Origin of the sequence: Microbacterium sp. NPDC079176 (assembly GCF_040686675.1) — a bacterium.
Classification (GTDB): domain Bacteria; phylum Actinomycetota; class Actinomycetes; order Actinomycetales; family Microbacteriaceae; genus Microbacterium.
The window spans coordinates 525,049-550,754 of sequence record NZ_JBFBLM010000001.1 but is presented as its reverse complement, the minus strand read 5'-3'; the positions used below and the strand labels follow the sequence as shown (position 1 = coordinate 550,754).

Here is a 25,706-nt window from a genome sequence, read left to right as displayed (position 1 = left end):
GGACTCCATAGTTCCATGTGTTCCTATGCGTCGGGAAACCGCGACCTGCTAGAGTGACGGGATGCGGCTGTGGGAGTCGCTGGGCGGATGGGGATCCGCCTCTGGGGAAATACTGATCTGGGGAGATCATGGGGACGCGCATCGGCTATGCCGTGGGTGCTTTCGACCTGTTTCACGTCGGGCATCTCAACCTTCTTCGTCACGCCAAGCAGCACTGCGACATTCTCGTCGCCGGTGTCGTCAGCGATGAGATGCTGCGGCAGGTGAAGGGTATCGAGCCCGTCATCCCGACCGTTGAGCGGGCGGAGATCGTCCGTCACATCTCGTTCGTCGATGATGTGTACGTCGAGACCACGCCGTCGAAGATGGATTCGTGGCGAGACGTGCAGTTCACGCACTTCTTCAAGGGCGACGACTGGCGGGGCACCGAGAAGGGCCTGCGGCTCGAGAGGGAGTTCGGGGAGGTCGGCGTCGAGGTCGTGTACTTCCCGTACACCGCGCACACGTCGAGCTCGTCGCTGCGTCGTGCGCTCGATGCGATCAGCGCAGGCGCGACCGTCGGCGGCGCTCCTGCGCTCGCGACGCGCTGACTGCCCCTGACTGACGGCGGGCGGGCCCGGGCCGGACCCTGCCGTCAGTCAGTTCGCGACGCCGAGCAGGCTGCGCGCCATCCGTGCGACGTGCGGCGGCGTGTGCGCACCGAGCCAGACCGTCCATTGCAGCGCCGGCTCCGCGCACGTCCACTCGACGCACCAGGAGTGCACCGCGTTCGCGAGGCGCTCGCCTTTCGCATGCTGACGGGCACCGTCACCGCGCAGCAGCCACCGCACGGACACTCCCTCAGGCACGTCGATGTGGCGGAACTGGATGCGAGCGGCCGCCTCGATGAGGATGACCCCCTCGGCATCCCACGGCATGCGAGCGGCGATGGCGGCGATGGCCCCGGCATCTGTCGAATCACCCGCGATCAGCACGACTCCCTCGATGTTCTCCCAGTCCGGATCCTCGAGGTGCTCGCATGCGCTGTTCATACGCCCGAGTATAGGTAAGGGTACCCTTATCTATCAATGGCGGATCAGTCGCATCGCCGCATCCGCCGTCTCGGCGCCTGCCCAGCCGAGCGGCTCTACGCTGGATACATGACTTCTCCTGCAGACTCCGCCATCACGATGTTCGGTGCCGATTGGTGCCGCGACTGCATCCGCACCAAGAAGCAGCTCGACTCCCTCGGCGTGGAGTACACCTATGTCGACCTCGTCGCCGACCCCTCCGCGGCCGACGTCGCGAAGGAGATCTCCGGTCGCACGAACATCCCCGTCGTGGTCTACCCCGACTCCTCGCACCACGTCGAGCCGTCGAACGCGGACGTCGAGTCGAAGCTCCGCGAACTCTCCCTGATCTGACCTGAAGCGGCCTCGTCGCGCACCGATACACTGGCGCGATGAGCACCGCGGCTCGGCCCGAACGGGCGTCCGTCCGCCTGCCCGTTCGCACGGTCGCCCTGTACGCGATCGGCTCGCTCGGCACAGGCGGCTATGCCACGCTGCCCGGGCTCGTGCTGACGTACTTCCTGACCGACAATCTCGGCGTCGCCGCACTCGCGGCCGGTCTCATCGTGACCGCGGCGAAGATCTGGGACGTCATCATCGACCCCCTGATCGGCGCAGCCTCGGACCGCCAGTACGCGAAGACCGGTTCGCGTCGCGGACTCATGGTCGTCGGCGCTCTGACACTCCCCGTGTTCTTCGCGTTGACCTTCGCGGTGCCGCCGTCGTGGGGGCCCCTCGCCGGCGCGGTGTGCGTGCTGCTCGCGTTCCTCGCCACCGCGACGTCATTCAGCCTGTTCCAGGTGCCCTACGTCGCGCTGCCCGCCGAGTTGACGTCGGGTTACGACGAGCGCACCCGCCTGCTCGGGTGGCGCGTGGTCGTGCTCACCGCATCCATCCTGCTCTTCGGCGCCGGTGGACCCGAGTTGAGACGGGCGACCGCCGACCCCGTCACGGGATACCTGCTGATGGGCGTGGTCGCCGGTGTGGTCATCAGCATCGGCATGCTCATCGCATCGCGGACAGCCGATGCGGCCGCGCGGAGCATGGCCGCGGCTGACCGACCGAAGGCCCTCGCCCCCGTGGGCCTGCGTGAGCAGTACGCTGCGGGCCTGCGCACGTTGCGTCGCAGCCAGCCCTTCCGCGCACTGCTCGGCACGTTCCTGCTGCAGGCGCTCGCCACCGGCACGATGCTCGCCGGCGCGCAGTACGTGGCCACTTGGGTGCTGCGCTCGGAGGACGCCGTCACGCTGGTCTTCCTGGCGCTCGTCGGTCCCGCCCTGGTGGCGACGCCCGGCTGGACGATCGTGGCGCGACGCCTGGGCAAGGAGCGGGCGTTCGCGATCGCGAGCGGGGTCTTCCTGACCGCCGCCGCATCGCTCGTCGTCGCGGTCTGGACGCCGGGAGCATGGATGTACGGCTCGATCGCGGTGGCGGGCATCGCCTACGCCGGACTGCAGTCGCTGCCCATGGCGATGCTCCCCGACGTGATCTCGCACGATGAGCGGCACAGCGGGCGCGGGCAGGCGGGCACCTTCACGGGAGTGTGGACGGCGGGAGAGACCATCGGGTTCGCGCTCGGAGCGAGCGCTGTGTCCCTCACCCTCGCCGCGACGGGCTACGTGTCGAGCGTCGCAGGTGCCACAGCCTCACAACCGGATGCCGCGATCACGGGCATCGTGCTCGCGTTCAGCATCCTTCCCTCGTTCCTGATGGCAGCGAGCCTGCTGACGCTCCGCCACTACCGTCTGCGTCGCGCCGACATCGACACCCGACCGGAGTACGCGACATAAGCTGGGATCCCGTCCGAAGGAGACGCCGATGACTTCTGCGACAACGCCCGCCGCTTCGACGGCGAGCCCCGAGCTGGGCGAGGCCGAACGCACTCGCCTCGACACCGCGATCGAGGACCTGCACGCCGGCACCCGAACCTGGGCAGCGCTGACACTGGCTCAGCGGGTCACGCTCCTGCGGGCCGTCCGCTCGAGCGTCGCCGCCGCTGCTGAGGACTGGGCGCACACCGCAGCCGCCTCGAAGGGCCTCGACGCCCGGCATCCGCTGCGTGGCGAGGAATGGCTCAGCGGTCCCTACAGCGTTCTCGGCGCCCTCGACGCCTACATCGAGACCCTCGCGCGCCTCGCGCACGGCACCAACCCGCTCGACGGGATCACGATCGACCGCGCCCCGGGTGGACGCACCCGCGTGCATGCCTTCCCTCTCACGGGCCTCGATCGGTTCCTGCTCTCGGGCTACACGGGCGAGGTCTGGCTCGAACCCGGGGTGACCCCGAACGGCGCACGCGCCGCGGCCGGACTGGCCCAGCGCACGCCCTCGGAATCGGGGGGCGTGGGGCTCGTGCTCGGCGCCGGCAACATCACCTCGATCCCCGTGCTCGACGTGCTCTACGAACTGCTCGCGCACAATCGCACGGCGCTGCTCAAGGTCAATCCGACCCAGGATGCGCTGGTGCCCGTCTACAAGCGGGCGCTCGCACCGCTCATCGGCCCAGGACTGCTGCGCATCACCCGTGGCGGGCCCGAGGTCGGCACCTACCTCACCGGGCATTCCGGCCTCGCGCACGTGCACATCACCGGATCGGCCGCGACCTTCGACACGATCGTGTGGGGTACCGGAGCTGCCGCCACCCGGCGACGCCGTGAGGACCGCCCGCTGCTGAAGAAGCCCATCACCGCCGAGCTCGGCGGAGTATCGCCCATCATCATCGTGCCGGGCGAGTGGACCGACGCCGATCTCACGTACCAGGCCGAGCACGTCGCCACCATGCGCCTGCAGAACAGCGGCCACAACTGCATCGCCGGACAGGTCGTCATCATGTCCTCCGACTGGGCGCAGGCCGATGACTTCCGGGCGGCCCTCCGCCGCGCCTATGCGAACGCTCCGGAACGACCGATCTGGTACCCGGGCTCCCCCTCGCGGATGCACCTCGCGACCGACGCGTACCCCGATGCCCTCGTGCTCGGCGACAGAGTGCTGGTCGAGGTCTCCGACGGCGACGACGCCACGGCGCTGCAGAGCACCGAGTACTTCGCCCCGGTGCTGGGCGTCGTCTCGCTCGCCGGAACCGGTCAGGAGTTCCTCGACTCGGCGGTGGCCTATGCGAATGACCGGCTGCAGGGGACCCTCGGGGCGAACCTGCTCATCGAGCCGTCGACCGAGAAGGCCCTCGGCGCCGGATTCGACCGTGCCATCGCCGCCCTGCGCTACGGGTCTATCGCGATCAACGGCTGGACCGCCTTCGGCTTCATCACCCCGACGATGACCTGGGGAGCATTCCCCGGCAGCACGATCGCCGACGTCGGCAGCGGCATCGGAGTGGTCCACAACGCGCTCCTGCTCGACCGCGTCGAGCGCTCGGTGATCCGCGGACCGTTCCGTCCCTTCCCCCGGTCGCTCCCGGTGGCGAATGGCGGCGGACGCCTCAGCATCCTCCCGAAGCCGCCGTGGTTCGTCTCCGCGCGCACGGGGGCGACGGTCAGCGAAGGGCTCACGCGATTCCGCGCCGACGGCGGTCTGATCCGGCTGGTGAAGACGCTGACTGCGGCTCTGCGCGCCTGACGCACTCCCTGCGGCCGCGAGCCGTCAGGCCGAGAAGCGGTCGGTCGCTGCACGCAGCGCTCGCTGGATGCCGGGCTCCGTCGCCGAGTGACCCGCGTCGTCGACCACGACGAACTCCGCCTCCGGCCAGGCCACGTGCAGATCCCACGCCGTCATCATCGGCGTGCACACGTCGTGGCGTCCCTGCACGATGACCGTCGGGATATGGCGGATGCCGTCGACACCGTCGATCAGCTGACCCTCGCTCCACCATCCGCGATTCACGAAGAAGTGATTCTCGATCCGGGCGAAGGCGATAGCCGTGTCCGGGTCTGACATCGCCTCGATCTGCGCGGCGTCCGGGCGAAGGGTCACGGTCGACGCCTCCCACCGTGACCAGGCCACCGCCGCCGGACCATGCACCGCAGGGTCGGCGTCGAACAGACGCCGGTGGTAGGCCTCGATCATGTGCGAGCGCTCGAGCACCGGAATCGGAGCGATGAACTCCTCCCACAGGTCGGGGAACAGCGCGGCGGCCCCGCCCTCGTAGAACCATTCGAGCTCTGCGCGCCGAAGGGTGAAGATGCCTCGCAGGATCAGCTCGCTGACGGCATCCGGATGAGCCTGCGCATAGGCGAGTGCGAGCGCGCTACCCCACGATCCCCCGAACACCTGCCACTGCTCGACGCCGAGGTTCTTGCGCAGCAGCTCGATGTCGGCGATCAGGTGCGCGGTGGTGACGAAGCGGAGGTCGGCGTCCGGCGCACTCGCGTGCGGGGTGCTGCGCCCGCAGCCCCTCTGGTCGAGCAGCACGATGCGGTAGACCTCCGGGTCGAAGAATCGTCGCTGCCAGGGCGAGGTGCCACTGCCCGGTCCGCCGTGGAGGAAGACCACGGGCTTGCCCTCGGGGTTCCCGCTGACCTCCCAGTACATGCGGTGTCCGTCACCGACGAGCAGCTCGCCCGTCTCATGGGGCTCGATGGGCGGGTACAGCGCGTCCAGGTCCATCGCGCCTGCCTACAGCTCTCCGCCGGACACGGTCAGCGGCTGCTCACAGACGTCCAGACCGTTGGTGTATCCCTGGGCGAACCAGGCCTTGCGCTGCACACTCGTGCCGTGCGTGAAGCTCTCGGGATTGACGGTGCCGGACGACTGCTGCTGGATGTTGTCGTCGCCGACGGTGTTCGCGGCGTTCAGGGCGTCCTCGAGCTCCGCCTCGGTCGGCGGCAGGAGGTAAGGAACCCCGTCGGGGTCCTTCTCCTTCGTCATCTGCCCGATCCACGCACCCGCATAGCAGTCGGCCTGCAGCTCGACGCGCACGCCGTTGCTGTCCGGCCCCGTGCCGTTGTTCGGGTACCTGTCCATGACGCCGGTGATGTACTGGATGTGGTGTCCCCACTCGTGCCCGACGATGTACAGCTGGGCGAGGTTGCCGGCGGATGCTCCGAACTGCTGCTCCATCAGATCGAAGAACGTGGGGTCGATGTAGACCGTCTCATCCGGCGGGCAGTAGAAGGGACCGACCGCGTTCGACGCGGTGCCGCAGGCGGTCGAGGTCGCTCCATCGACCACGATCAGCTGCGGCGGCCGATACGGATCGATGTAGTCCTCCCAGTAGCCGTCGAGCGCGAGCTGGGATGCGGCGACACGGCAGTCGACGTTCTCGTTGGCATCCTCGCCGGTCTGGCAGTTCTCGATCACACTGCCCCCCTGCGGCTCCGTCCCGCCACCGGTCGTGCCGCCGCCCAGGAGGCCGGTCAGATCGATGCCGAGCAGGGGTCCGGCGATCAGGGCGATGATGCCGAGCAGGCCGACGCCGCCCGCTCCGGCGACGACGGCACCACGGCCACGTCGGCGGGCCGTGTTGCCGGAGACGTCTGCGTCAGGGTTGAAGGTCATGCCACGAGGGTACTCTGCACCACGGGCTCGCACCGTCGTAGGCTCGAGGCATGACGACCACCATCACGCTCACGGGTGCGGGCGGACAGATCGGCTACGCACTGCTCTTCAGGATCGCCGCGGGAGACCTGCTGGGCCCCGACGAGAAGGTACGGCTGCGGCTGCTGGAGATCCCTCAGGGGCTCGGCGCCGCCGAGGGTGCGGCCCTCGAACTGCAGGACGGCGCCTTCGGACTGCTCGAGCACGTCGAGGTCACGGACGACCCGGCCGTCGGCTTCGACGGGTGCGATCTCGCTCTGCTCGTCGGCGCGAGACCGCGCGGGCCGGGCATGGAGCGCGGAGACCTGCTCGCGGCCAACGCCGGCATCTTCGGTCCCCAGGGTGCCGCTATCGCCGCCCATGCCGCGGATGGCGTGCGGGTCACGGTGGTCGGCAACCCGGCGAACACGAACGCGCTGATCGCGTCGGCCTCGGCGGACGGCGTTCCGGCCGAGCGATTCGCGGCGCTCACCCGGCTCGACGAGAATCGCGCCAGAGCCCAGCTGGCACAGACGCTCGCCGTGCCGGTCGACACCGTGCGACGTGTGCCGATCTGGGGCAATCACTCCGCGACGCAGTTCCCCGACGTCTCGCACGCGACCGTCGGCGGCAGGCCCGTCGCGGATGCGCTCGAGGCCATCGTCGGCGATGTGCCCACGTGGCTCGAGCAGACCTTCATCCCCCGGGTCGCGAAGCGAGGTGCCGAGATCATCGAGGTGCGCGGCTCATCGTCCGTCGCCTCCGCCGCGAACGCCACGATCGAGCATGTGCGCGACTGGGTGCGCGGCACCGACGACTGGACCTCGGCCGGCGTGGTCTCGCATGGCGAGTACGGCGTGCCCGCCGGCCTGATCTCGTCGTTCCCCGTGCGGTCGGTCGACGGAGAATGGCAGATCGTCGAGGGGCTCGAGGTCAGCGAGTGGGCCCGCACGCGCATCGATGCCTCGGTGGCCGAGCTCGTCGAGGAACGGGACGCGGTCACAGCCCTCGGGATGCTCTGAAAGGTCACCGCTCCGGCTCCGCGCAGGGCAGAATGGATGCCGGAGGTGCGCGATGAGCGAGACGATCGATCCCATGAAGGCGACGGCATCCGTCGACGAGGCCCTGACGAGCCCGCTGCATCTGCCGCACGCGGCTGCGGAGTGCCCCAAGTGCTTCACAGAACTGCAGCAGAATCGCGACTTCTGGCTCGCACGCCCTGACGGTTCACGTCTGGTCGGGCTCGTGGTCTCCCGCGAGGGCATGCCCTCGGTGGTCGAGCAGCGCGACGATCTCACGCGTTTCGGGGTGCCGATCGAAGGATTCCGGCACCCCGCTCCCGACATCCTCGAGAGCTGGAGCGATCGGCTGTCGCGATTGATCAGCACACTGAAGCCCGGTGACGTCCTGGTCGTGGCGAACATCAACGCTCTCGGCCGCGACTCCGAAGAGGGCGCGCGTGCCGCCAAGGAGCTGCGTCGCCACGGCATCATCGTCAAGGTGCTGAGTCACGACGCGCGTCATCTGGCCGACGCCACGCGCTGAGCTCGCGGGTTCACATGTCTCGCGCTCAGAAGTCTCCCGAGCGAAGTCGAGCGAGAGTTCCCGCTCCGATCTCGGCGCGGGCCTCGGGGCGTTTCCCGTAGAAGGAGACGAGTTCCGCGAGGATCACCGGATCACTCGCGAGATCGCGCGTCGCCCACGAGGATGGACGCGTCGTCGTCGTCCGGACGACCACGCGATCGCCCTCCAACGATGCAGCCGAGATCTCATCCCAGGCCGCATTCACGCGGTTGCGTGGAATCCGCAGCTCGATCCCGTCACGACGCAGGGTGAGGCGGTGGCCGTCGAGAGAACGGAACCACGAGCGCACGCCGACGGTGAGCAGGATCAGCCCGATCACCGGCACGCCCAGCAGAGTCAGTATCGTCATCCGTTCGGCAGGAACGGTGAAGATGCTCCACGCCCATCCGGCGAGGAGCAGCGCTCCGGCTGCGACGAACGCGCGCAGCGGCCAGACGACCTCCGCCGCACCGCCGAACACGACCGTCGATCCGTCGACCGCAACCCGTACGACCCTCACTCGTTCGATCCGGAGATGAGCGGTCAACAGCCACGCCGCGACGCCGACCGCCAGCACGACCCCCGATCCGAGGAGCTTCATGGCCGGGGCGGGGTCGGCCAGCAGTGTCACCGCATAGAAGACGACTGCTGCCGTGAGCACGACGCCGAGCACCACCAGCCCCGTCGTCGACCCCTTCTGGCCCTGCCATCCGGCATGGCCGGGAACCCAGACGGTCTCCGCGGTCTTCTCCTGCCCCATCACCCGAACAGACCCTTCCACGCCTTCCCGACGCCGTCACCGACGTCGCCGACGAAATCGGTGGTGTTCTCCCACGCGTCCTCGGCGAAGTCCGTGGTCGCGTCCCATGCGTTCTCCATCCCTGCATCGATGGACTCCCGCACGTCCTGCGGCACCCAGCTCTCGTACGCCCAGACAGCGCCGGCGCCCACTGCCACCGCAGCCCCGCCGACGACGACCGCAGTGCCCCAGACCGGCAGAGTGATCACACCCGCCGCGGCGAGAGCCGCGACGCCGGCGGTGGCAGCGATGCCGCCGATGACACCGCCGCCGATCTCCACAGCAGTGGAGGAGGGGTCGTCACCTGTGGACATGTCGGAACCCAGGTTCCAGATGTCGATGCCCCAGCCCACGACCGGCAGCGCCTTGCCCGCTCGGGAGAGTCGCCGAGCGAGGTCTTCCGCCTCGTCCGCCGCCCAGCGCATTCCGCCGGGGTTGGCCGCCTCCGCAGCCGCCTTCACAGCCGGGTTCCCGGACCGCAGCTCGCGCACGAAGTCGGAGGCCCCGAGGCGGAGATCCTCCGCATGGGAGACAAGGTCGGTCGCCGTCGTCTTCCACGCGAGCGCCTGCCCTTCGAGGTAGATCTTCGGAGCCTCACCGCCCGCCTCGTGGAGCCCGGCGAGGATCTTCTGTGCGGTGGACTGCGTCGGGAGCCCATCGAGGAAGCCGTCGAGATTCTCGCTGATCCAGACTTCGAGCTCGCCCCACCACGAACCGACGTCCTCGGCGATCTTGTTGTACAGGTCGATGCGGTCGAGGTGCTGCTGCCACTCATCCCAGTACGGATCGTCGCGCGTCGCAGGACACACGGGAATCAGGGAGACCGGCCGACCGATCACCATTCCGTTCACGGGGAGCCCCTCGCCGCGGGCCTTCTCCCGATGCGCGGCGAAGTCCTCCTTCATCCGCTCCAGCTGGCCGGCGTACGAGCGCAGCTTCTCCGCCGCGTCGCGCGCCAACCCTGCGATCTCGTCCGCCGCGTCCGTGGTCCGCGACAGGATGGTGACGTAGTCGTCAGCCGATTCGCCGTACCAGTGCGATCGGACGCCCGTGGGGATGAAGCTCGTCGTGCGGGACGACCCGTCGGCCGCGTCTTTCAGACCGGGATCGAGCCACTCCGCAGCCGCCCGCACCTGCGCGGCGTCACCATGGGTGGTCGTGTCGATCGTCATCAGAGGTCCTCGACGATCGTCGCGACCGGGGTGAGCTGATCGATCACGTCCTGCTCGTTCGTCGCGGAATCCTGTGCGATGGCACGGACGATCTCTCCGAGCGTGCCGTTGATCCGGTACAGCGCGTCGACGCCGTCACCGACCCGCATCATGATCGCCGCCACCGCATCGGAAGCGAGGCCACCGTCGACGGCGGTCGGAATGGCGGCGAGCTTGCCTTCGATCGCCTCCACGGCCTCCTCGTGCATGCTCGCGTGGACGGCCATGACCTCCGGGTCCATCGCGATGCGAGTCATGCGATCGCCCCGTCCCGTCGATACGACGCGGGCACATCGAGATCGAAGATCACGACGTCGTACGGCTGCGCGCGCTTGATCTCCGCGAGGTCCTCGGTGCGCACCAGGATCCACGGCTGCCGTTCGCCCGCAAGCGTCAGCAGCCGGTCGAGCGCCGTGTATGCGAGGAGAGCGAGCCGCCCGTCCTTCAACTCCCTGATCTCGACGAGCTGCGCCTCCGGAGTCGACGTCACGCTCAACGGCAGATACAGCACGGGCGGCACCATCGGCTGAGACGGCGTTAGGGGTTCGAAGGTCATGACGGCCTCTCTCTCGGTCCTACTGGTAGCTCGGCGGCACCCACAGCAGCTGGGCGGCGACCAGCCCGCGGTCTCGGCTGACGATCTGGGCACGCCCCGGAATGGCCGGGATCGCCTTGACCTTGCCGATCAGCTGACCCTCCTCGGGGTTTCCCGAGAGCAGGATGCCGGTGGCACCCAGGTCGGTCATCCGCTGGATGATCGGATCGTAGGCCGCGCGGCTGGCTCCGCCGGTGCGACGCGTGAGGATCACGTGGAGCCCGAGGTCGGCGGCCTGCGCGAGCAGAGGTGCGAGCACAGCGACCGGATTGCCCTGCGACGTCGCCACGAGGTCGTAGTCGTCGATCAGCACGAAACCTTCGGCGCCCTTCCACCACGACCGGGAGCGCAGCTGGTCGGGCGTGACATCGGCGCCGGGGATGCGGCTCTGGAAGAACTGCGCGAGCTCGCTCATCCCGCCCTCGGTCATCTCGTGCGACGTGAGGTAGGCGCCGAGATACTCCTGCGGTATCTCACCCAGCAGCGCTCGGCGATAGTCGACGACGAAGATCTTCGCCTCCGTCGGGCCGTAGAGACGCGTGATCTCATGCACGACACCACGGAGCATCGACGACTTGCCCGAGTCGGCGTCGCCGTAGAGGTAGAGCAGAGGCTCTTCGAGCGGATCGATCGAGAACGGGGCCAGGTTGGCCTCGTCGATTCCCAGCAGGATCTCGCGGGGTTCCGAGCCGTCGGTCGAAGCGGCGGCGGCGACCGCTCGCAGATCGGCGTGGCTGATGCGCGACGGCAGCAGACGAAGCTTCGGACCCGCGGGGCCGTGCCACGCTGATGCCACCCGGGTGACCAGGTCGTCGATGCCGTCGGCCAGCGAGGAGGCGTCATCGACACCGTCGATGCGCGGCAGTGCGGTCAGCATCTGCAGGCCGTTCTCGTTGAGTCCGCGGCCCGGGATCGACGTGACGTTCTCGGCGGCCTTGCGGTTGACCTCGGAGTCGGTCGGATCGCCGAGGCGCAGCTCGATGCGGGTGCCGATGAGGTCCTTGATGTTGGCTCGGACCTCCATCCAGCGCGACGCCGTGATGACGATGTGCACACCGTAGGTGAGACCGCGCGCGGCGATCGCCTGGATCTGCGGTTCGAGCATCTCGAACTCGGCACGCAGGGTTCCCCAGCCGTCGACCAGGAGGAAGATGTCGCCGTAGCCGTCGTCGGCGAGTCCCTGGGCGCGGCGCTGGCGGTAGGTGTCGATCGAGTCGATGCCGTTCTGACGGAAGTACACCTCGCGGGCGTTGAGCAGGCCCGTGACCTCGGCCACCGTGCGACGCACGATGTCGGGTTCCGAACGCGTGGCCACCCCGCTGATGTGCGTGAACCGCTGCAGGCCGGTGAAGCTGCCGCCGCCGAAGTCGATGACGAAGAACTGCACCTCCTGCGGAGTGTGCGTGAGCGCCAGCGCGACCAACGTGGTGCGGGCGAGGGTGCTCTTGCCGCTGAGCGGAGCGCCCACGATCGCCATGTGACCGGCCGCCCCTCCGAGCGAGATCGCGAGGTTCTCGCGTCGCTGTTCGAGCGGCACGTCGACGATTCCCAGCGGCACGGTGAGTGCGCCGGCGCCCCGCCAGCGCGGGGAGATGAGACCGAGGGCGGGGTCTTCGACGAGGTCGCCGAACAGCTGGTCGAGCGTCGCGGGCGTCTCGAGCGGCGGGAGCCACACCTGATGGGCGGCCGGTCCTCGGCCACTCATCGTCTCGACGGCGATCTCGAACGTGTTGCGCTTCTCTTCGGGCTCGGCGTCGACGACGACCTCAGGCTCGTCGACGGGCGTCTCGGCCCGCCACACGGGTGCTGCGGTGAAGAGCTCGACCGCTGTCGACCCGGTGCTCTGCGCAGAGCCCGATGTCGCGCGGCGCCGACGGCGGGGCGGGGGCCCGGACACATAGGCGGCGCGGAACTGCGTCATCGTCTCGGTGTCGGACTTCAGGATTCCGGCACCGGGCTGAGTGGGCAGGTGGTACGCGTCAGGAACTCCGAGCACGGTGCGCGACTCGGCGGCTGAGAACGTGCGGAGGCCGATCCGGTACGACAGGTGCGTGTCGAGACCGCGCAGCTTGCCCTCCTCCAGGCGCTGCGAGGAGAGCAGCAGGTGCACCTGGAGCGAACGTCCGAGGCGACCGATGTTGACGAACGTGTCGACGAACTCCGGCTTCGCCGACAGCAGCTCCGAGAACTCGTCGGCGACGATGAGCAGAGCGGGAAGCGGAGCGAGGTCCGTGCGTCCGCCACGGCGGGCCTTCTCGTAGTCTGCGACGTTGGCGAAGGGCCCCGTCGCCCGCAGCAGCTCCTGACGGCGGACCATCTCGCCCTGCAGCGCATCCTGCATACGATCGACGAGCGAGATCTCCTCGCCGAGGTTAGTGATGATCGCCGAGACGTGGGGCATGTCCGCCATACCGGCGAAGGTGGCACCACCCTTGAAGTCGACCAGCACGAAGTTGAGCTGCTCGGGAGAATGCGTCATCGCCAGCGCGAGCACGAGCGTGCGGAGGACCTCGGACTTGCCCGAACCCGTCGCACCGATGATGAGGCCGTGCGGGCCCATGCCCTGCTGGGCCGATTCCTTGATGTCGAGGATCAGAGGGCTGCCGTCTTCGGTCTGCCCGATGGGCACCCGGAGACGGTCGCGCTCGAGACGCGGGGCCCACGCGGCATCGAGATCGAGATCGCGGACGTCGGGAAGGCCGAGCAGCTCGACGAGCTCCGCCTGATCGGTCGCGCTCTTCTTCTTCGCGATGGTCGTGCCACCCGCGTAGAGGGCGATGAGTCGACGCGCTGTCGCCTCGGCCTCGACGATGCTGATCGAGTCTGCTTCGAACGGACGCGCGGGAACCTGCAGGCTGACCAGCTCGGCTCGGCGACCCTTGTCCCCCGGCTCGAACGCGATGCGCAGGGCGTTCGGATCGTCGAGATCGCCCCACCGTGAGGGGAGGTCGATCACGGTCACACCCTGCACGCCGTCGCCGCTGACGAGCGCGTCGTTGAAGGAGGTGCTGACCCCATCGGTCAGGATGACGATGTGCGGCACCTTGGCACCGGATCCGTCACGCGCGAAACGCGACCGCTCCCTGACCTCGGCCGGAAGCATCTCCTCGAGCTCCGACAGCTGAGATCCGATCATGCGCGCAGCGCCGAGCCCGTCCCTGACCGTGCGCGAGTGCGTGTGCGGCATCCACTTCGCCCACTCCCACTGCGGGAGCACCGCCGCGTCCGCCGCGATGACGACCTGCACCGTGTCGGGATCGTGCATCGTCGCGAGGTGCAGCAGGATGGCGCGCGCGAGGCCGCGGGACTCGGTCTCGTCTCCCGTGATCTCGACACGGGCGTAGTCGCGCAGCGTGATGCCGAGCGAGAGGTTCTTCTGGATCTCGTGCGTCAGCATGAAGCGGTGCGCGGCAGAGGCGGCGACCGGGTCGAGCTGGGCGAGCGGCGGCAGCTCCGGTGCCTCGAGCGAGATGCACAGCGGCTGGTCGCTCGTGCCGACACGCACCGTGAGGAAGTCGGGGTCGTTCATCCCGCGTTCCCATACCCTGGTGCGCTCTTCGGCGATGTACGGCAGCGCCGACGGTGCGGGGAGGTGCCAGTTCGCTGCACGGCGCTGCTGGCGAGCCGCGACCCGCACGGTCTGACGCAGCTCGGTCAGGTAGGCGAGATACTCACGGCGCGAGCCGAGCGTCGCGGCCTGCCGCTGGGATCGCTGACGCCATCCGTTCACCGCCACGAAGCCGAGCGACGACAGCAGGAACATCCCGCCGGTGAGCAGTCCGGTCACCGACTGGTTCGACATCGTGACCATGACGATCGCGCCCACGCTGCCCAGCATCGGCAGGAGGGATCCGAGGATTCCCATACCGCCGTCATTGGGCTGCAGCTCGGGCGGCGCCTGGACGGGGAGCTTTCCGGAGGGGACTCGGGGCGGCGCGAGACGGGGTCCTGTCATGCTCTCTCTCCGGCGCTGCTGTCGGTGGCCAGCAGGAGGCTGATGGTGAAGCTCCGATTGCCGATGCGCACCCGGTCGGCATCGTCGAGCAGAACGCGCTCGCCGGCGACGAGCTCGGTCGTCTGCCCGTCGTCGGATCGGATGTCGGACCCGTTGGTGGAGCCGAAATCGGTCACCCAGGTTCTGCCGCGCGAGTGCTCGAGCCGGAGGTGCGTCTTCGACACCGAGGAGTCGGGGTCGGTCACGGTCACCAGCCGATCGTCGTGCACACTCGCCACCGGCGCGCGACCGATGTTCGCCGCCAGAGGGAGCCCCAGCTGCACGCGCTGGCCGGTGTCGAAGATCAGGAGCAACGCCCCGGACTCGGATGCCGGAGTCGGAGCATCGGAATGCTGCGCAGCCGCCGGGGCGACCGTGAAGAGCGGCTTGTCGTCACCCTGGGCCGCGGGGGCGGGCTTCTCGGTGCGGTGCGAGGCCGCGCGGGCGTCGGTGGGCTCGGAGTCCTCGTCGACGACGGACGGATGGGCACCGAGAGGCACGACCTGCGGAGGAGCGAGCGGAGTGGCGACCTCGGCGACCGTCGCCTCCTGCGGCGCATCGGCGGGCGCCCGCGGCGGGACGGCGACGACGACCGTGCCGGCCACGCGATCGGCCCACGATTGACGACGTCCGCCACGGTCCCATGCGCTCGAGGCGACGACGACCCAGCTGCCGACCGCGACGAGGAAGCCGGCGCCGGTGATGATCCCCCGCACGAACTGGCGCCCCACGCCGGGCGAGTACGGCCGGTCGCCGCGAGACGCGCGCAGACGCAGCACGGCGTTGCCCAGGGTGAGTCCTGTGCGCGCTTCGAGCACGCACAGGAAGATGGCGAGCTCGGCGACCGTGAGGCCGGCCAGCAGCATGCTGCGAGTGGTGATGAGGACGATGGACGCGGCGAGGATGACGGCGGCGCTGTCGAGCGTGAAGGCGGCGATCCGCGCCCCGGTCCCCGCGGGCGAGCCGACGAAAGCCGGACCGAGCCCGTCTTCGGGTCGTCTCGTCCTGGCGCGTGTCGAGACGATCGGAGTGGGGCTGGGAGGCGCGGATGCGGACCGGAGGGGCGCGCCGTCGACACCGGGGGCCGCGGCGATCAGCGCCGGCGGGAGCGCCGGGACCTCCCCGAGCTGGCCGGGTCCGGGCTGGACGGGTGGGATCGCTCCACCGCCCGGCCAGGACTGTGGTTCACCGTTCCCGCTCATCCGGCCATCATTCCACGAACGAGGGACAGCACATTCGCGTAGAGCAGCGCGGCGGGAAGGGCGAGGGCGACGGCGAGCCATTCGAAGGCGTCACCGAAGCGCGACCAGATGAGCGAGCTCGCACCGCGAGAGACGGGGATGATCACGGCGACCGCCGCGAGGCCCACCGCGAACAGCACGGCGGCGCCGAGCACCTGGAAGCCGGAGCCCAGCGCTGCGGCCGCCTGCAACCCGGCGACCACGGACACGACCGCCGCCGCCGCACGCGGGAGCCAGCGGAGGATGCGCGACGTCGTGTGCCGAGGGGTCAGGAGGAGTGCGAGCGCGACGCAGACGAGGAGTGCGATGCCACCCGAGATCACGAAGGGGTCGTCCGGCCACGGGCGCAGGAAGGCGAGAGGAGCCATGAGCGCGGCGACGACGCTGAGCACTGCTGTTCCGGCGATGAGCCGGGCCGAGGAGTCATCGACGACGGCGATGATGCGCTCGGGCCGCAGCAGCCCGACCGACTCCGGGATCGCTCCTCGAACCGTCCACCGGCTGGTCATGAAGTGCTTGTAGTCGATGAAGTACCCCTCCGGGAGGTTCACCAGGCTGCTGGGCAGTGCGCGCAGCCCGAGCGGCACGAGTCCGAGAGAGATGGCTGCGGCCTCGGCGGGGCCCCATCGCAGCAGCAGCGAGAGCCCCCAGACCGCCGCGAGACCCACGAGGAGCACCGTCGCCGTTCCGGCGGCCGCGCGCATCGGACGGGCTCGGGCAGAGACGGCGATGACCGAAGTGGTGATGCCCGCGGCGAGGAACCCGGATGCGGCGGAGAGGTGCGCACTCGCGTCGAGCTGAGCCGGGATCAGGAGCGCTCCGGCCGAGAACGACAGGAGGACAGGCGCGAGGACGCCGAGGATGCCGCGCACCCCCGCTGCGGAGTCCCGGCGCGACCATGCGACGGCACCGCTCACGGCGCCGACCACGAGGAGGAGACCGATCAGGAGCCTGAGCAGCGGATCTCCGGCCCCCTGGGCGAAGACCGCGACGAGCAGCAGTCCGCTGACGCCGAGCATCCACCATCGGGCGCCGTGGTCCGCGCGCGAAGGCCGCTCCGGCGCGCCCGTGGCTCGCGCCTGCGGCGCGAGTGCCGTGCGGTCGATCAGCGCGTAGAGGCCTCCGTCGATGAGGTCCTCGCATTCGGTGTCGCCGGGGATCTCGAATCCGCCGGGACCGATCGTCGCGAAGCGATCGGCCGTCGACAGTCCGCTGAGGACGAGCGCGTCATCGAGGGTCTCGTCGAAGGGAAGCGAGAGGTCGAAACGACGGTCCTCGCTCTGAAGAACGATCCGACGCCGTTCTACCGTTTCGACTGACATACCTGAACCCTATCGACCGTGTGCGGCTGCTCACTCCGCGGCGTGACCGACCACCGACCATGCACGCGTGCGGGTCGTGGACGGCATCCGCCGTCCACGCCCGCCGCGGTGATCCTGATCAGTCCGCGTGCTCGTCGCGGGAGCCCGCCTGGGCGCCCTTGGCACGCGGACCGCGCTCCTCGTCGTCTTCGAGCTTGGGAGCGATCGGACCACCGAGACCGGAGCGCTTGGCCTTCTCCTCCTCGTCGGCGCCTCCCGCGCCGCCCATCATTCCCATACCCGGACGCATGCCGGAGCCTGCTGCGCCGGACGAGCCCGCCGCACCGCCTGCTCCGCCGACACCGCCAACACCGCCAGCGCCACCGACGCCGCCAGCGCCACCGACACCTGAGCCGAATCCACCCGCGCCGCGCGCACCCACTCCGCCGACGGCGGACTTGCCCAGCAGGCCGCCAGTGCCTCTCTGGCCGGCGCCGGACGAGCCTCCGAGTGCGGATCCGCCGAGGGTGCCCATGCTGCCGATACCGGCGATCTTGGATCCCGCAGCGATGGCAGCGGCTCCTGCGCCGCCGCCCACGATGCCGCCGATGCCGCTGCCCCCACCGATGACTCCGCCGGGGAGCGTCGAACCGGGGTGCAGCGGATACCCGCCTCCATTTCCTGAACCGCCGCCGCCGGTGCCTCCCGGCAGCACGCCGCCGCCGGGGAAGTCGACCGTCGGGTCATCGCCGCCGGTATCACCGGGGCCTCCCGGTCCGTCGGGGTCGTACTCCCAGTCTCCGGGACCATCGGGAATCGTCGGATAGGTGGGGTCAGGCAGGTACTCGGGGACCGTCGGGTCCGTCGGCGTCGGCGGGACATACTCGCCGACCCCTCCTCCACCGCCACCGGTCTGGTATCCACCGCCACCGGGCGTGTACCCGGACGGGCCGCCGCCGATCCCCGGGGATCCGATCCTCGGGGCGTCGATCTCCGCGCCCGGGATCGGCTCGTCAGAACCGGACGGGGCCTTCGACGACCGGTAGTCGACCTCGTTCATCGCGCGGGCCGCCTGAGCCAGCTTGTTCGTCGGCTCCGTCAGCGACGCCTCGACCTTCTGAACGACCTCGCGCGCGGCATCCTCCCGCTGGTTGCCGAGGAAGTCGCCGATGGCGTCCAGAGCCTTGTCCGCCGCGAGCGGACCGAGGACCGGGTGCACCACCAAGGACGCGCCCTTGGCAGCGTTCGCCCAGAAGGGGTCGATCGATGCCGACGGGAGTTCGGCGGCCGCGATCTCGCGTCGAGCCGAGTTGCCTTCGACGACCGCGGAGTCCACGGCCTCGACGAGTCTGAGAATGGCCGACACCTTCGACCGGATCTCGTCGATGTCAGCGGTCGCCCCCTTGGCGGACTCGCCCTCCCAGAACTCGGAGAGGCGCACGGCCGAGAGCGCTCGCTCCAGTGAGGTGAACGCATTCGTCACGGCCGAGAGCCGCGGGATGATCGAGTCGTCGAGCTGCCGGATGCGGTTCAGTTCCGCCTCGTACCCGCCCGGGCCCATCTGCTTACCGGCCATGGTTTCCCCCTTGTTCGGTGGTGTCTCGTCGTGAGGAGCGTGTCAGTACGATCGCGAGGATGATCCCGCCGATCACCAGCAGCAGGAGGACGATCCCTCCGCCGATGAGCCAGGGAGTGATCGGCGATGCCTGCTGATCGGGTTGCTCGGCGACCGGCGCGTCCGTCGGGACGGGTGTCTGCGCGCCGCCTCCGAGCGCCGCCTTCGCCTCGTTCACGTCGCCGAGAGACGGCTGCGCGTACGTGTCCTCGGTGTCGAAGAGCGGATTCACGTCAGGATATTTCGACGGGTCGACCGCGAGCATCCCGGTGAGGGAGGCCGCTCCATACCCGGTGCTGTCGTTCCACTCCGGCTCGTGCTCGCCCTTGGTGCCCGTGTTGTGGATCAGGCTCTGGATCAGCTGCCCTGCTGTCGCATCCGGGTACTTCTGCTTGACCATCGCGAGGAAGCCCGCGACGATAGGCGTCGAGAACGACGTTCCCGACCCGATCTGCTGGGCGTCCCAGGAATCCGGGGTCCCCTGCAGGAGGAGCCCGACCCCGGGTGCGGCGACGACGACGTCCTCCGCCAGGTTCGGCTTGCCGTTCGTTCCGGTCTGGATCTTGCCGTCCTCACCGAAGGCCTGCACCGCGACGACTCCGTTGAGCCCCGCGGGCCACAGGCTGATCCCGTCCTCGTTCGACATGCCGGCGACGACGACCGCGTCGGAGGCATAGGCGTCGGCGAGACCCTGCCGCATGTTGATGCTGCTTCCGGAGGAGATCGAGATGATGTCGGCGCCATCTGCCGCGGCGTCCGAGATCGCGCGGTCGAGAGCGAAACGACCGTCGTCGCCCAGCTCCTCGCCGTTCTCCTGGAGGCACTCCGCATCGCCGCCGTCTTCGCCGATGACGCCGTCGAGGACGCCGGTGCTGTAGAAGACCACCTCTGCCCCCGGCGCCACACCCTTGACCGGGGCGCCCCCGGCCGGAGCCTCGCCGGTTCCGGCGATCATCGAGACCACCTGGGTGCCGTGAGAGGACTTGCCGTACTCGGCAGAGACCGCCGGATACGGCTGGCCGGTCGCGTCGAAGCAGTACGAGGAGTCATCGACGGTGACGTTCGCCCCGCGGAGCCCGACCACGTCGGGGTTGATCTGACTGTCGATCACGGCGATCTTGATTCCCGCCCCGTCGAAGCCCGCATCGTGCGCCTCTTGGACCTTGCCGCGATCGAACCACCACAGACCCGACGCGGCGGCCGCTGTCGCGCTCGAGGGCACGGCGATCGCGGCGGCCAGCGCCATAGCGCCGACCGCCGCGATCACTCCGCGGCGAGTGCGTCTCATCAGTAGTCGGCCTCTTCGGGCTCATCGGCACCCGTAGACGTCGGTGCAGATGCCTGGACTCCGGCTGAGCCCCCACCCGTCGCGCCGGTCCCAGCGCCTGTCGATGTCGCGGTGTCGCCGTCGCCCTGGGCGACGGCCGAGTCCAGCAGCGACACGATCAGCTTCGTCTCGTCGGCGAGCGACGCGTCCTGCTCGGCGATCTGCATCACGGCGGCGCGAATCACGTCGTGAGTGTCCTGGATCTTGGCGATGGTCCGCGCCGTGGCGTCTCCCATCGACTGCGCGGCATCGGCCACGGCCCGCCGGAAGTCGACGGTGGCCTTCGACGACCCTCCCTCGGAGACCGCCACCTCAGACGGGCTGGGGAACTCCTGCAGCTCACGCAGGATCCGCTTCAGCTCAGCAAACACTCCATCGAAGTCGATTGCGATGCTCATCGACGACCCTCCCCTTCACAACGGCAGATGATTCCGAAACATCTGCTGCGCCCTCCGACTCGATCGCCGAACAGCACAGCAGACGGCGCGGGCCCGGCGCATCGCTGCGTCGGGCCCGCGCCACGGATCAGGCCCCGAAACGCCCAGCGGCCGACTTGTCGGTCTGGACGTACTGGCCCGAGATCTCCTCGGTCTTGCCCGCGATCTGCGTGAGAAGCTGCTGCATCTCGCTCAGCGAACGGTTCCACTTGGCCTGAGCCTGGTCATATGCCTGCTGCGCGGAACCATCCCACGCCGCACGGAGTTTGCTGACCTCGGACTCGAGACGGTCCAGCTCGGAACGAATACCCTGCGACCCGCTGCGGATCTGCGCTGCCAGAGCGTTGACCTGCTCCGGGCGAACTGACATCGACTGCATCATGTTCTCCTTGAAATCTCTGTGGTCTACGCTCAGGCGCCCATCATCGAGCCGAGGCCCGAGATGGTCTGCTGGTGAGCTTCTTCGGTCGCAGCCTGGTCACGCTCGGTGCCCGCAAGAGCATCCTCGAGCGTCACGAGGACCTCGTTCAGCTGACGCGCCTGCTCGTCCCAGCGCGACATCAGCGTCGTGAACGACACAGCAGCCGCACCGGTCCAGAAACCACGCAGCTGCTCGATCTCACCGCGGACCTTCTTGGTCTGCTGGTCGATCCCGGACTTGGTCTCCCGCACCGCCTGGGCTCCGCGACGCAGAGCCCCTTCTTCTGCGGAGATGACATCAGCCATAACTCACTCCCTCCGGTCCACATGGGACACACGTGCGGGGGAGCGCATCCCAGTCTTGGGACGACAACGAAACAACCCCCCACGAATCTGTTTCACGACACAGGCTAGAACACATCGGAACGAATCGCCAGATTTCATGATGCATCCGAGCGGAGATCCTGCAGTCGATGGAGAAACGTCGCATCCTGCGACTGTGCGTTGTCGCACGCCTCAACTAGGGTGAAAGGCGGAATGCGCAGCCACGGGTCTCCTCCCGCCCGGCTGCACACCATGGAGGGGGCATCGTTCCATGACTCAGAGCAGCGCAACGGCAGGCACCGTGCTGCGGCTTTCCGTCGTCAGCGACGACCGTCGGCTCGACGTCGGCGTGCCGTCGCAGGTCCCGCTGGTCGAGATCATCCCCGGGTTCGCCCGGAGTCTCGGCGTGCTCGACCCGACCCTCACCCACGGCGGCTACTCGTTGCAGCGAGCCGATGGCACACCCCTGGACCCGGCACGCGGCGCGGCTGCGCAGGGGGTGCACGACGGAGAGCTGCTCACTCTCGTCCGCGGCGGCCTCATGCAGGAGCCGCGCGTCTACGACGACGTCGTCGAAGCGGTGATCGACGCGACGGCAGAGCAGCACGGCTCCTGGACGCCCGCGGACAGCTCGCGCACAGCGCTCTTCGTCAGCCTCACCTTCCTCGCCCTCTGCGCGCTGCTGCTCGTCGCCACACCGCCGACGTCCCTCCTGCCCGCGATCATCGCGGGCTCGGGAGCCATCGTCCTCAGCGTCGCGGCCGCCGTGCTCATGCGTCTCCGTCAGCCGGAAGCCGGACACGCCCTGGGACTCACCGCCGCAGCCTACGGAGGGCTCGCGGGTTTCCTCGCCGTTCCCGTGCAGAGCATCTGGGGCTGGCCGCTCGCGGCCATGGGACTGGGTCTCGTCATCGTCGGCGGCCTCGGCCTCGCCGTCACCCAGGAGAAGCCCGAGATCCATCTCGTGCCGATCGCGCTCGGCGCTTCGATCGGCATCACCGCGACGACCGCCGCGATCTTCGGCGATGCGCTCGCTCCCTACGCGATCATGCTCGCCACGACCGCACTGCTCGCGAACGGCATCCCGTGGCTCGCTCTCAGCTCGACGCGCATCAGAGTCATCTCCCCTCAGAGCGACGCCGACATGTTCGCCGCACCCGAGCCCATCGATGCCGACGAGGTCAAGCGCCGCGCCGCCGCGGGGACACGCACTCTCATCGCACTGCGCGCTGCGCTGGGCCTCGCGGCGCTGATCGCGACCCCTCTGGTCGCCGGAAGCGGCGTCTTCGGCGCTCTGCTCTGCGTGCTCGCGTTCGTGGGCATGATGTTCCAGTCGCGTCAGATCCACGCGCGCCTCGGCGTGCTCGTCCTCATGGCCATCGGCGCGATCGGGCTCGCCGTCACCGGTGTGACGGTGGCACTCGCTCTGCCCGACGTCCGCACCTGGATGCTTCTCATCCTGGTCGTGGCCACCGTGATCCTGGTCGGTCTCACGCTGCTCACGCCGAAAGCGCGTCTGCGGCTCACGAGGCTGGGCGACACGGTCGAGGTCATCGCACTCGCTCTGCTGCTGCCGCTCGGCGTCACGACGGCCGGACTCATCTGACCCATGGCGACCAAGAAGGATCTGATCGAGGCCCAGGGCTTCAGCAGGCGCCGCCTGCTCTCGGCGTTCACCGGCGGAGCCCCCGGGGGCAAAGAGCTCGACCCCGCGAAGCCCCTGCGCGCGGTCGTCGCCGGAGTCGCACTCACGGTCGGCGTGATCCTCGTCGGGGTGTTCTGGGGAATCATGCAGCCCGGGCTCCCCGGCGACTGGCAGAACAACCGCCTGATCGTCGCCACCGACACCGGAGCCCGCTACGTCTCCGTCGAGGGCACGCTGTACCCGGTGATCAACACGGCCAGCGCGCGGCTTCTGATCCCCGCCGGAGAGTTCAAGGTGGTGCGCACGGATCAGGCGGCGCTCGACGGGATCCCGGTCGGCCCCTCGATCGGCATCCTCGGTGCGCCCGATGATCTGCCCGCGCCCGCGGCACTGATCAACTCCTCCTGGACGGCGTGCATCGATGACACGGCCGGCGCCGCCGTGTCACTGTCGAGCGCGCCGATCGCCGAGGTGTCGACGGGAACCGGTGCCGTCGTCCAGCGCGGCGACGAGCTGTTCGTGATCGCAGACGGCAAACGCCACGCAGTGCCCGCCGACGATGCCAACGCCGTGCTCCGCGCCGTCGGACTCGGCACCAGCGACGTCCTCGAGGTCGACGGACGATGGCTCAACCTCTTCGAGTCCGGTGACGAGCTCGAGCCGATCCGCATCAACGGCGTCGGCGCATCGGTGCCCGGAACGGATCTGAGAGCCGGCACGATCGTGCACACCCAGGGCAGCCCTGCCGACGAGCGCTACGTGGCGCTCGGCACCGGCGAGCTCGCCAGGCTCAGTCCCCTCGCATATCAGCTCTACCTCCTCGGCAGCGGCCAGGAGGTCGGTGCTCAGCAGGAGGTCTCCCCCGCCGAGGTCGCCGACGTGGAGACCCGCCCGTACATCGGGGGCGAGGACTGGCCGACGCTGCCGTTGACCACGCTCGCCGCCGGCGAGACGCCCTGCGCGATGCTCACCGATGACGCGCACACGGTGCTCGCGGCGACGACCACCGAGTTGCCCGAGCAGCGCTCCGGCGTCGATGTGAAGGTCGGTGGCGGCGCCCTCGTCGAGGTCACGGGTGGGTCCGAGGACGCGGCGGGTCTGGCCGTGCTCATCGACGAATCCGGCACCGCGTTCGCGATCCCCGGTGCTGCAGCAGCGCAGAACGCCGAGGAGTCCGCAAGCGGCCCCATCGCTCAGCTCGGGTACTCCCCCGATGACGTCGGACAGGTGTCGGACGCGTGGATCGAGTTCTTCGCCGCCGGCCCCGCGCTGACCTCCGATGCTGCGAGAGAGTCGCCCGGCTCGGGGACCGACTGATGCGCGGCCGCACAGCCGCTCTCACGGCCGTCGTCCTCGGCGCCACGCTGCTGGGCGCACCGGCATCCGCTCTGGCATCGCCTGCCGTCCCGACGTCGATCGCATCGATGGCGACGTCCGGCGACGCCTGCACACCCGGCAACGTGGTGTTCACGCCCGAGGTCCCACCCGCCCTCGCACTGCTCGGTGCTGACGAGGCCCACCGCGTCGCCACGGGCCGAGGGGTCGTCGTCGCCGTCGTCGACTCGGGCATCGATGCCGGCAATCCGCATCTCGCCGGAGCCGTGATCGGCGGTGTCGATCTCGTCGGAGACGGCGAGCGGGCTGACGGTCTGACCGACACGACCGGGCATGGCACGGCGATCGCCGGGCAGATCGCCGCACAGCCGGTCGCGGACTCCGGCGTCGTCGGACTCGCGCCCGACGCCCGGCTGCTCTCCGTGCGAGTGTTCCGCAGCGAGCAGCAGCAGGACAAGGACAAGGGGTACGGGCCCACCTCGCAGCGCATCGCGGACGGCATCCACTGGGCGGCCGACAACGGCGCGGACATCATCAACGTCTCGATCTCGCAGACAGCCGACTCCCCCGATCTCCGGGCGGCGGTCGAACACGCGTCCGCCGTCGGCGCCCTGGTCGTGGCGAGCGCCGGGAACAGGGCGTCAGATCCGGACGCGGAAGACGGCGCTCGCTACCCCGCGGCCTATGAGCAGGTTCTCGGGGTCAGCGCGGCCGACGCCACCGGACGCGCGACCGATGACTCGATCCACGGACCCCAGGTCGGCGTGACAGCCCCCGGAAGCACGGTGCTGAGCGCAGCGGTGGGCGGGGGCGACTGCGTCTTCGCCGCCGATGCCCCTGCCTCGAGCTTCGCGACCGGATACGCGAGCGCGGCTGCCGCACTGGTGGCGCAAGCGCACCCCGAGGATCCGCCCGCCGGCTGGGCGTATCGGCTCACCGCCACCGCGCTGCGAACCGACGCCGACAATCGGGACGACATCGACGGCTGGGGCTTCATCCAGCCGCTCGCCGCCATCGAGCTGCTCCCGGATGAGACGACGCGCGGGCCCGTGAGCCCATACTTCGACACCTCGGAGAGCGCCGTGCGACCGCCCGCAGCCACCGCCGACCCCGACCATGGAGCGTCGCCGTTCCTGCTCACACGGGAGGCCGCGCTGTTCACCGCGATCGGCGGAGCGACTCTGCTCGGTGTGCTCGGCATCCTCATCGTGCTGCGTCGCCGCAGAGAGCAGCCGGTCGTGGATCCGGTCGAGGTCGAACGCGAAGGCGGACTGCTCAACATCCCCGGTCCGGCATCGGGTGACCCGAGCACGTTTCACTGAGACGCGCGGCGCGATGGTCCGCAGCGGCACGGCGCGGCCGCTTCAGGGCACCCAGGCGG

24 protein-coding genes are annotated in these 25,706 nt (G+C 69.4%); 9 read left to right on the top strand and 15 right to left on the bottom strand.

What is annotated here, in order from left to right; translation table 11 throughout:
* The first annotated feature begins 128 nt into the window (after positions 1–128).
* Positions 129–590, top strand: coding sequence for an adenylyltransferase/cytidyltransferase family protein (locus AB0P11_RS02635; RefSeq protein ID WP_053098689.1), 462 nt, complete (start codon positions 129–131; stop codon positions 588–590).
* Between the two features lie 48 nt (positions 591–638).
* Here AB0P11_RS02635 and AB0P11_RS02630 read toward each other — a convergent pair whose 3' ends face one another.
* On the bottom strand, positions 639–1,031 hold the full coding sequence (locus AB0P11_RS02630) for an SIP domain-containing protein (protein WP_056276678.1): 393 nt from the start codon (positions 1,029–1,031) through the stop codon (positions 639–641).
* A gap of 108 nt (positions 1,032–1,139) precedes the next feature.
* On the opposite strand from AB0P11_RS02630, the gene AB0P11_RS02625 reads away from it, so the two are divergent.
* The 3 genes from AB0P11_RS02625 to AB0P11_RS02615 are packed head-to-tail and all read left to right on the top strand — an operon-like array spanning position 1,140 to position 4,622.
* Positions 1,140–1,403: a glutaredoxin domain-containing protein gene (locus AB0P11_RS02625; protein WP_053098687.1), complete on the top strand. Its 264-nt coding sequence runs from the start codon at positions 1,140–1,142 to the stop codon at positions 1,401–1,403.
* Positions 1,404–1,441: 38 nt separating this feature from the next.
* On the top strand, positions 1,442–2,839 hold the full coding sequence (locus AB0P11_RS02620) for an MFS transporter (RefSeq protein ID WP_363519480.1): 1,398 nt from the start codon (positions 1,442–1,444) through the stop codon (positions 2,837–2,839).
* Between the two features lie 28 nt (positions 2,840–2,867).
* The gene (locus AB0P11_RS02615) at positions 2,868–4,622 is read left to right on the top strand and encodes an aldehyde dehydrogenase family protein (protein ID WP_230100961.1); all 1,755 of its coding nucleotides are present in this window, start codon (positions 2,868–2,870) and stop codon (positions 4,620–4,622) included.
* Positions 4,623–4,646: 24 nt separating this feature from the next.
* On the opposite strand, the gene pip is transcribed toward AB0P11_RS02615, so the two are convergent.
* Entirely contained in the window at positions 4,647–5,609 is a 963-nt protein-coding gene (gene pip / locus AB0P11_RS02610) for a prolyl aminopeptidase (protein ID WP_171821979.1), read from the bottom strand.
* Between the two features lie 9 nt (positions 5,610–5,618).
* Positions 5,619–6,500, bottom strand: coding sequence for a neutral zinc metallopeptidase (locus tag AB0P11_RS02605; RefSeq protein WP_056276671.1), 882 nt, complete (start codon positions 6,498–6,500; stop codon positions 5,619–5,621).
* A 50-nt stretch (positions 6,501–6,550) separates the two neighbouring features.
* Between AB0P11_RS02605 and AB0P11_RS02600 the strand changes: the two genes are divergently transcribed.
* Both AB0P11_RS02600 and AB0P11_RS02595 read left to right on the top strand, forming a co-directional pair.
* Positions 6,551–7,540 (top strand): malate dehydrogenase, encoded by a 990-nt coding sequence (locus AB0P11_RS02600; protein ID WP_072590671.1) that lies wholly within the window; start codon positions 6,551–6,553, stop codon positions 7,538–7,540.
* Positions 7,541–7,592: 52 nt separating this feature from the next.
* Positions 7,593–8,063 carry a recombinase family protein gene (locus AB0P11_RS02595; RefSeq protein ID WP_363519476.1) on the top strand — a complete coding sequence of 157 codons (471 nt, stop codon included), beginning with the start codon at positions 7,593–7,595 and terminating at the stop codon, positions 8,061–8,063.
* Positions 8,064–8,088: 25 nt separating this feature from the next.
* Here the strand turns inward: AB0P11_RS02595 and AB0P11_RS02590 are convergent, their stop codons facing one another.
* The 12 genes from AB0P11_RS02590 to AB0P11_RS02535 all read right to left on the bottom strand — a co-directional run bounded on the left by AB0P11_RS02590 (position 8,089) and on the right by AB0P11_RS02535 (position 21,327).
* Positions 8,089–8,841, bottom strand: coding sequence for a hypothetical protein (locus AB0P11_RS02590; protein ID WP_363519473.1), 753 nt, complete (start codon positions 8,839–8,841; stop codon positions 8,089–8,091).
* Positions 8,841–10,052, bottom strand: a complete 1,212-nt coding sequence (locus AB0P11_RS02585; RefSeq protein WP_056276658.1) for a hypothetical protein — start codon at positions 10,050–10,052, stop codon at positions 8,841–8,843. Before AB0P11_RS02585 ends, AB0P11_RS02590 begins: the two co-directional genes overlap by 1 nt.
* Positions 10,052–10,348, bottom strand: coding sequence for a hypothetical protein (locus AB0P11_RS02580; protein WP_053098679.1), 297 nt, complete (start codon positions 10,346–10,348; stop codon positions 10,052–10,054). The genes AB0P11_RS02585 and AB0P11_RS02580 overlap by 1 nt, the downstream gene beginning before the upstream one ends.
* The gene (locus AB0P11_RS02575; RefSeq protein WP_053098678.1) at positions 10,345–10,647 is read right to left on the bottom strand and encodes an SAV_915 family protein; all 303 of its coding nucleotides are present in this window, start codon (positions 10,645–10,647) and stop codon (positions 10,345–10,347) included. The genes AB0P11_RS02580 and AB0P11_RS02575 overlap by 4 nt, the downstream gene beginning before the upstream one ends.
* A 19-nt stretch (positions 10,648–10,666) precedes the next feature.
* A complete protein-coding gene (gene eccCa / locus AB0P11_RS02570) occupies positions 10,667–14,641 on the bottom strand; it encodes a type VII secretion protein EccCa (RefSeq protein WP_230100959.1) in 3,975 nt (1,324 codons plus the stop codon).
* Positions 14,638–15,882 (bottom strand): FHA domain-containing protein, encoded by a 1,245-nt coding sequence (locus tag AB0P11_RS02565; protein ID WP_053098676.1) that lies wholly within the window; start codon positions 15,880–15,882, stop codon positions 14,638–14,640. The genes eccCa and AB0P11_RS02565 overlap by 4 nt, the downstream gene beginning before the upstream one ends.
* A complete protein-coding gene (locus tag AB0P11_RS02560; protein ID WP_053098675.1) occupies positions 15,879–17,243 on the bottom strand; it encodes a hypothetical protein in 1,365 nt (454 codons plus the stop codon). Before AB0P11_RS02560 ends, AB0P11_RS02565 begins: the two co-directional genes overlap by 4 nt.
* A gap of 118 nt (positions 17,244–17,361) precedes the next feature.
* Positions 17,362–18,798 carry a hypothetical protein gene (locus tag AB0P11_RS02555; protein ID WP_363519466.1) on the bottom strand — a complete coding sequence of 479 codons (1,437 nt, stop codon included), beginning with the start codon at positions 18,796–18,798 and terminating at the stop codon, positions 17,362–17,364.
* The gene (locus AB0P11_RS02550) at positions 18,788–20,125 is read right to left on the bottom strand and encodes a S8 family serine peptidase (RefSeq protein WP_082586491.1); all 1,338 of its coding nucleotides are present in this window, start codon (positions 20,123–20,125) and stop codon (positions 18,788–18,790) included. Before AB0P11_RS02550 ends, AB0P11_RS02555 begins: the two co-directional genes overlap by 11 nt.
* A complete protein-coding gene (locus AB0P11_RS02545) occupies positions 20,125–20,562 on the bottom strand; it encodes a hypothetical protein (RefSeq protein ID WP_053098672.1) in 438 nt (145 codons plus the stop codon). The genes AB0P11_RS02550 and AB0P11_RS02545 overlap by 1 nt, the downstream gene beginning before the upstream one ends.
* A 127-nt stretch (positions 20,563–20,689) precedes the next feature.
* Positions 20,690–20,971 carry a WXG100 family type VII secretion target gene (locus AB0P11_RS02540; RefSeq protein ID WP_082298072.1) on the bottom strand — a complete coding sequence of 94 codons (282 nt, stop codon included), beginning with the start codon at positions 20,969–20,971 and terminating at the stop codon, positions 20,690–20,692.
* 41 nt (positions 20,972–21,012) lie between these two features.
* Positions 21,013–21,327, bottom strand: a complete 315-nt coding sequence (locus AB0P11_RS02535; protein WP_053098670.1) for a WXG100 family type VII secretion target — start codon at positions 21,325–21,327, stop codon at positions 21,013–21,015.
* A gap of 289 nt (positions 21,328–21,616) precedes the next feature.
* Here AB0P11_RS02535 and eccD point away from each other — a divergent pair, with 289 nt between their 5' ends.
* From eccD to AB0P11_RS02520, 3 genes are read left to right on the top strand one after another with little or no spacing between them, the layout of a single operon-like run.
* Positions 21,617–22,951, top strand: coding sequence for a type VII secretion integral membrane protein EccD (eccD, locus tag AB0P11_RS02530; RefSeq protein WP_056276643.1), 1,335 nt, complete (start codon positions 21,617–21,619; stop codon positions 22,949–22,951).
* Positions 22,952–22,954: 3 nt separating this feature from the next.
* Complete coding sequence (gene eccB, locus AB0P11_RS02525; RefSeq protein WP_072590665.1) at positions 22,955–24,307, top strand: type VII secretion protein EccB; 1,353 nt, start codon at positions 22,955–22,957, stop codon at positions 24,305–24,307.
* On the top strand, positions 24,307–25,647 hold the full coding sequence (locus AB0P11_RS02520) for a S8 family serine peptidase (RefSeq protein ID WP_187248884.1): 1,341 nt from the start codon (positions 24,307–24,309) through the stop codon (positions 25,645–25,647). The genes eccB and AB0P11_RS02520 overlap by 1 nt, the downstream gene beginning before the upstream one ends.
* The last annotated feature ends 59 nt before the right edge of the window (positions 25,648–25,706 follow it).

What these genes read in the sequence shown, in the direction of transcription:
- AB0P11_RS02635 (WP_053098689.1), top strand. Translation starts at nt 129, where the DNA reads ATGGGGACGCGCATCGGCTATGCCGTGGGTGCTTTCGACCTGTTTCAC.
- AB0P11_RS02630 (WP_056276678.1), bottom strand. Translation starts at nt 1,031, where the DNA reads ATGAACAGCGCATGCGAGCACCTCGAGGATCCGGACTGGGAGAACATC.
- AB0P11_RS02625 (WP_053098687.1), top strand. Translation starts at nt 1,140, where the DNA reads ATGACTTCTCCTGCAGACTCCGCCATCACGATGTTCGGTGCCGATTGG.
- AB0P11_RS02620 (WP_363519480.1), top strand. Translation starts at nt 1,442, where the DNA reads ATGAGCACCGCGGCTCGGCCCGAACGGGCGTCCGTCCGCCTGCCCGTT.
- AB0P11_RS02615 (WP_230100961.1), top strand. Translation starts at nt 2,868, where the DNA reads ATGACTTCTGCGACAACGCCCGCCGCTTCGACGGCGAGCCCCGAGCTG.
- pip (WP_171821979.1), bottom strand. Translation starts at nt 5,609, where the DNA reads ATGGACCTGGACGCGCTGTACCCGCCCATCGAGCCCCATGAGACGGGC.
- AB0P11_RS02605 (WP_056276671.1), bottom strand. Translation starts at nt 6,500, where the DNA reads ATGACCTTCAACCCTGACGCAGACGTCTCCGGCAACACGGCCCGCCGA.
- AB0P11_RS02600 (WP_072590671.1), top strand. Translation starts at nt 6,551, where the DNA reads ATGACGACCACCATCACGCTCACGGGTGCGGGCGGACAGATCGGCTAC.
- AB0P11_RS02595 (WP_363519476.1), top strand. Translation starts at nt 7,593, where the DNA reads ATGAGCGAGACGATCGATCCCATGAAGGCGACGGCATCCGTCGACGAG.
- AB0P11_RS02590 (WP_363519473.1), bottom strand. Translation starts at nt 8,841, where the DNA reads ATGGGGCAGGAGAAGACCGCGGAGACCGTCTGGGTTCCCGGCCATGCC.
- AB0P11_RS02585 (WP_056276658.1), bottom strand. Translation starts at nt 10,052, where the DNA reads ATGACGATCGACACGACCACCCATGGTGACGCCGCGCAGGTGCGGGCG.
- AB0P11_RS02580 (WP_053098679.1), bottom strand. Translation starts at nt 10,348, where the DNA reads ATGACTCGCATCGCGATGGACCCGGAGGTCATGGCCGTCCACGCGAGC.
- AB0P11_RS02575 (WP_053098678.1), bottom strand. Translation starts at nt 10,647, where the DNA reads ATGACCTTCGAACCCCTAACGCCGTCTCAGCCGATGGTGCCGCCCGTG.
- eccCa (WP_230100959.1), bottom strand. Translation starts at nt 14,641, where the DNA reads ATGACAGGACCCCGTCTCGCGCCGCCCCGAGTCCCCTCCGGAAAGCTC.
- AB0P11_RS02565 (WP_053098676.1), bottom strand. Translation starts at nt 15,882, where the DNA reads ATGAGCGGGAACGGTGAACCACAGTCCTGGCCGGGCGGTGGAGCGATC.
- AB0P11_RS02560 (WP_053098675.1), bottom strand. Translation starts at nt 17,243, where the DNA reads ATGTCAGTCGAAACGGTAGAACGGCGTCGGATCGTTCTTCAGAGCGAG.
- AB0P11_RS02555 (WP_363519466.1), bottom strand. Translation starts at nt 18,798, where the DNA reads ATGGCCGGTAAGCAGATGGGCCCGGGCGGGTACGAGGCGGAACTGAAC.
- AB0P11_RS02550 (WP_082586491.1), bottom strand. Translation starts at nt 20,125, where the DNA reads ATGAGACGCACTCGCCGCGGAGTGATCGCGGCGGTCGGCGCTATGGCG.
- AB0P11_RS02545 (WP_053098672.1), bottom strand. Translation starts at nt 20,562, where the DNA reads ATGAGCATCGCAATCGACTTCGATGGAGTGTTTGCTGAGCTGAAGCGG.
- AB0P11_RS02540 (WP_082298072.1), bottom strand. Translation starts at nt 20,971, where the DNA reads ATGTCAGTTCGCCCGGAGCAGGTCAACGCTCTGGCAGCGCAGATCCGC.
- AB0P11_RS02535 (WP_053098670.1), bottom strand. Translation starts at nt 21,327, where the DNA reads ATGGCTGATGTCATCTCCGCAGAAGAAGGGGCTCTGCGTCGCGGAGCC.
- eccD (WP_056276643.1), top strand. Translation starts at nt 21,617, where the DNA reads ATGACTCAGAGCAGCGCAACGGCAGGCACCGTGCTGCGGCTTTCCGTC.
- eccB (WP_072590665.1), top strand. Translation starts at nt 22,955, where the DNA reads ATGGCGACCAAGAAGGATCTGATCGAGGCCCAGGGCTTCAGCAGGCGC.
- AB0P11_RS02520 (WP_187248884.1), top strand. Translation starts at nt 24,307, where the DNA reads ATGCGCGGCCGCACAGCCGCTCTCACGGCCGTCGTCCTCGGCGCCACG.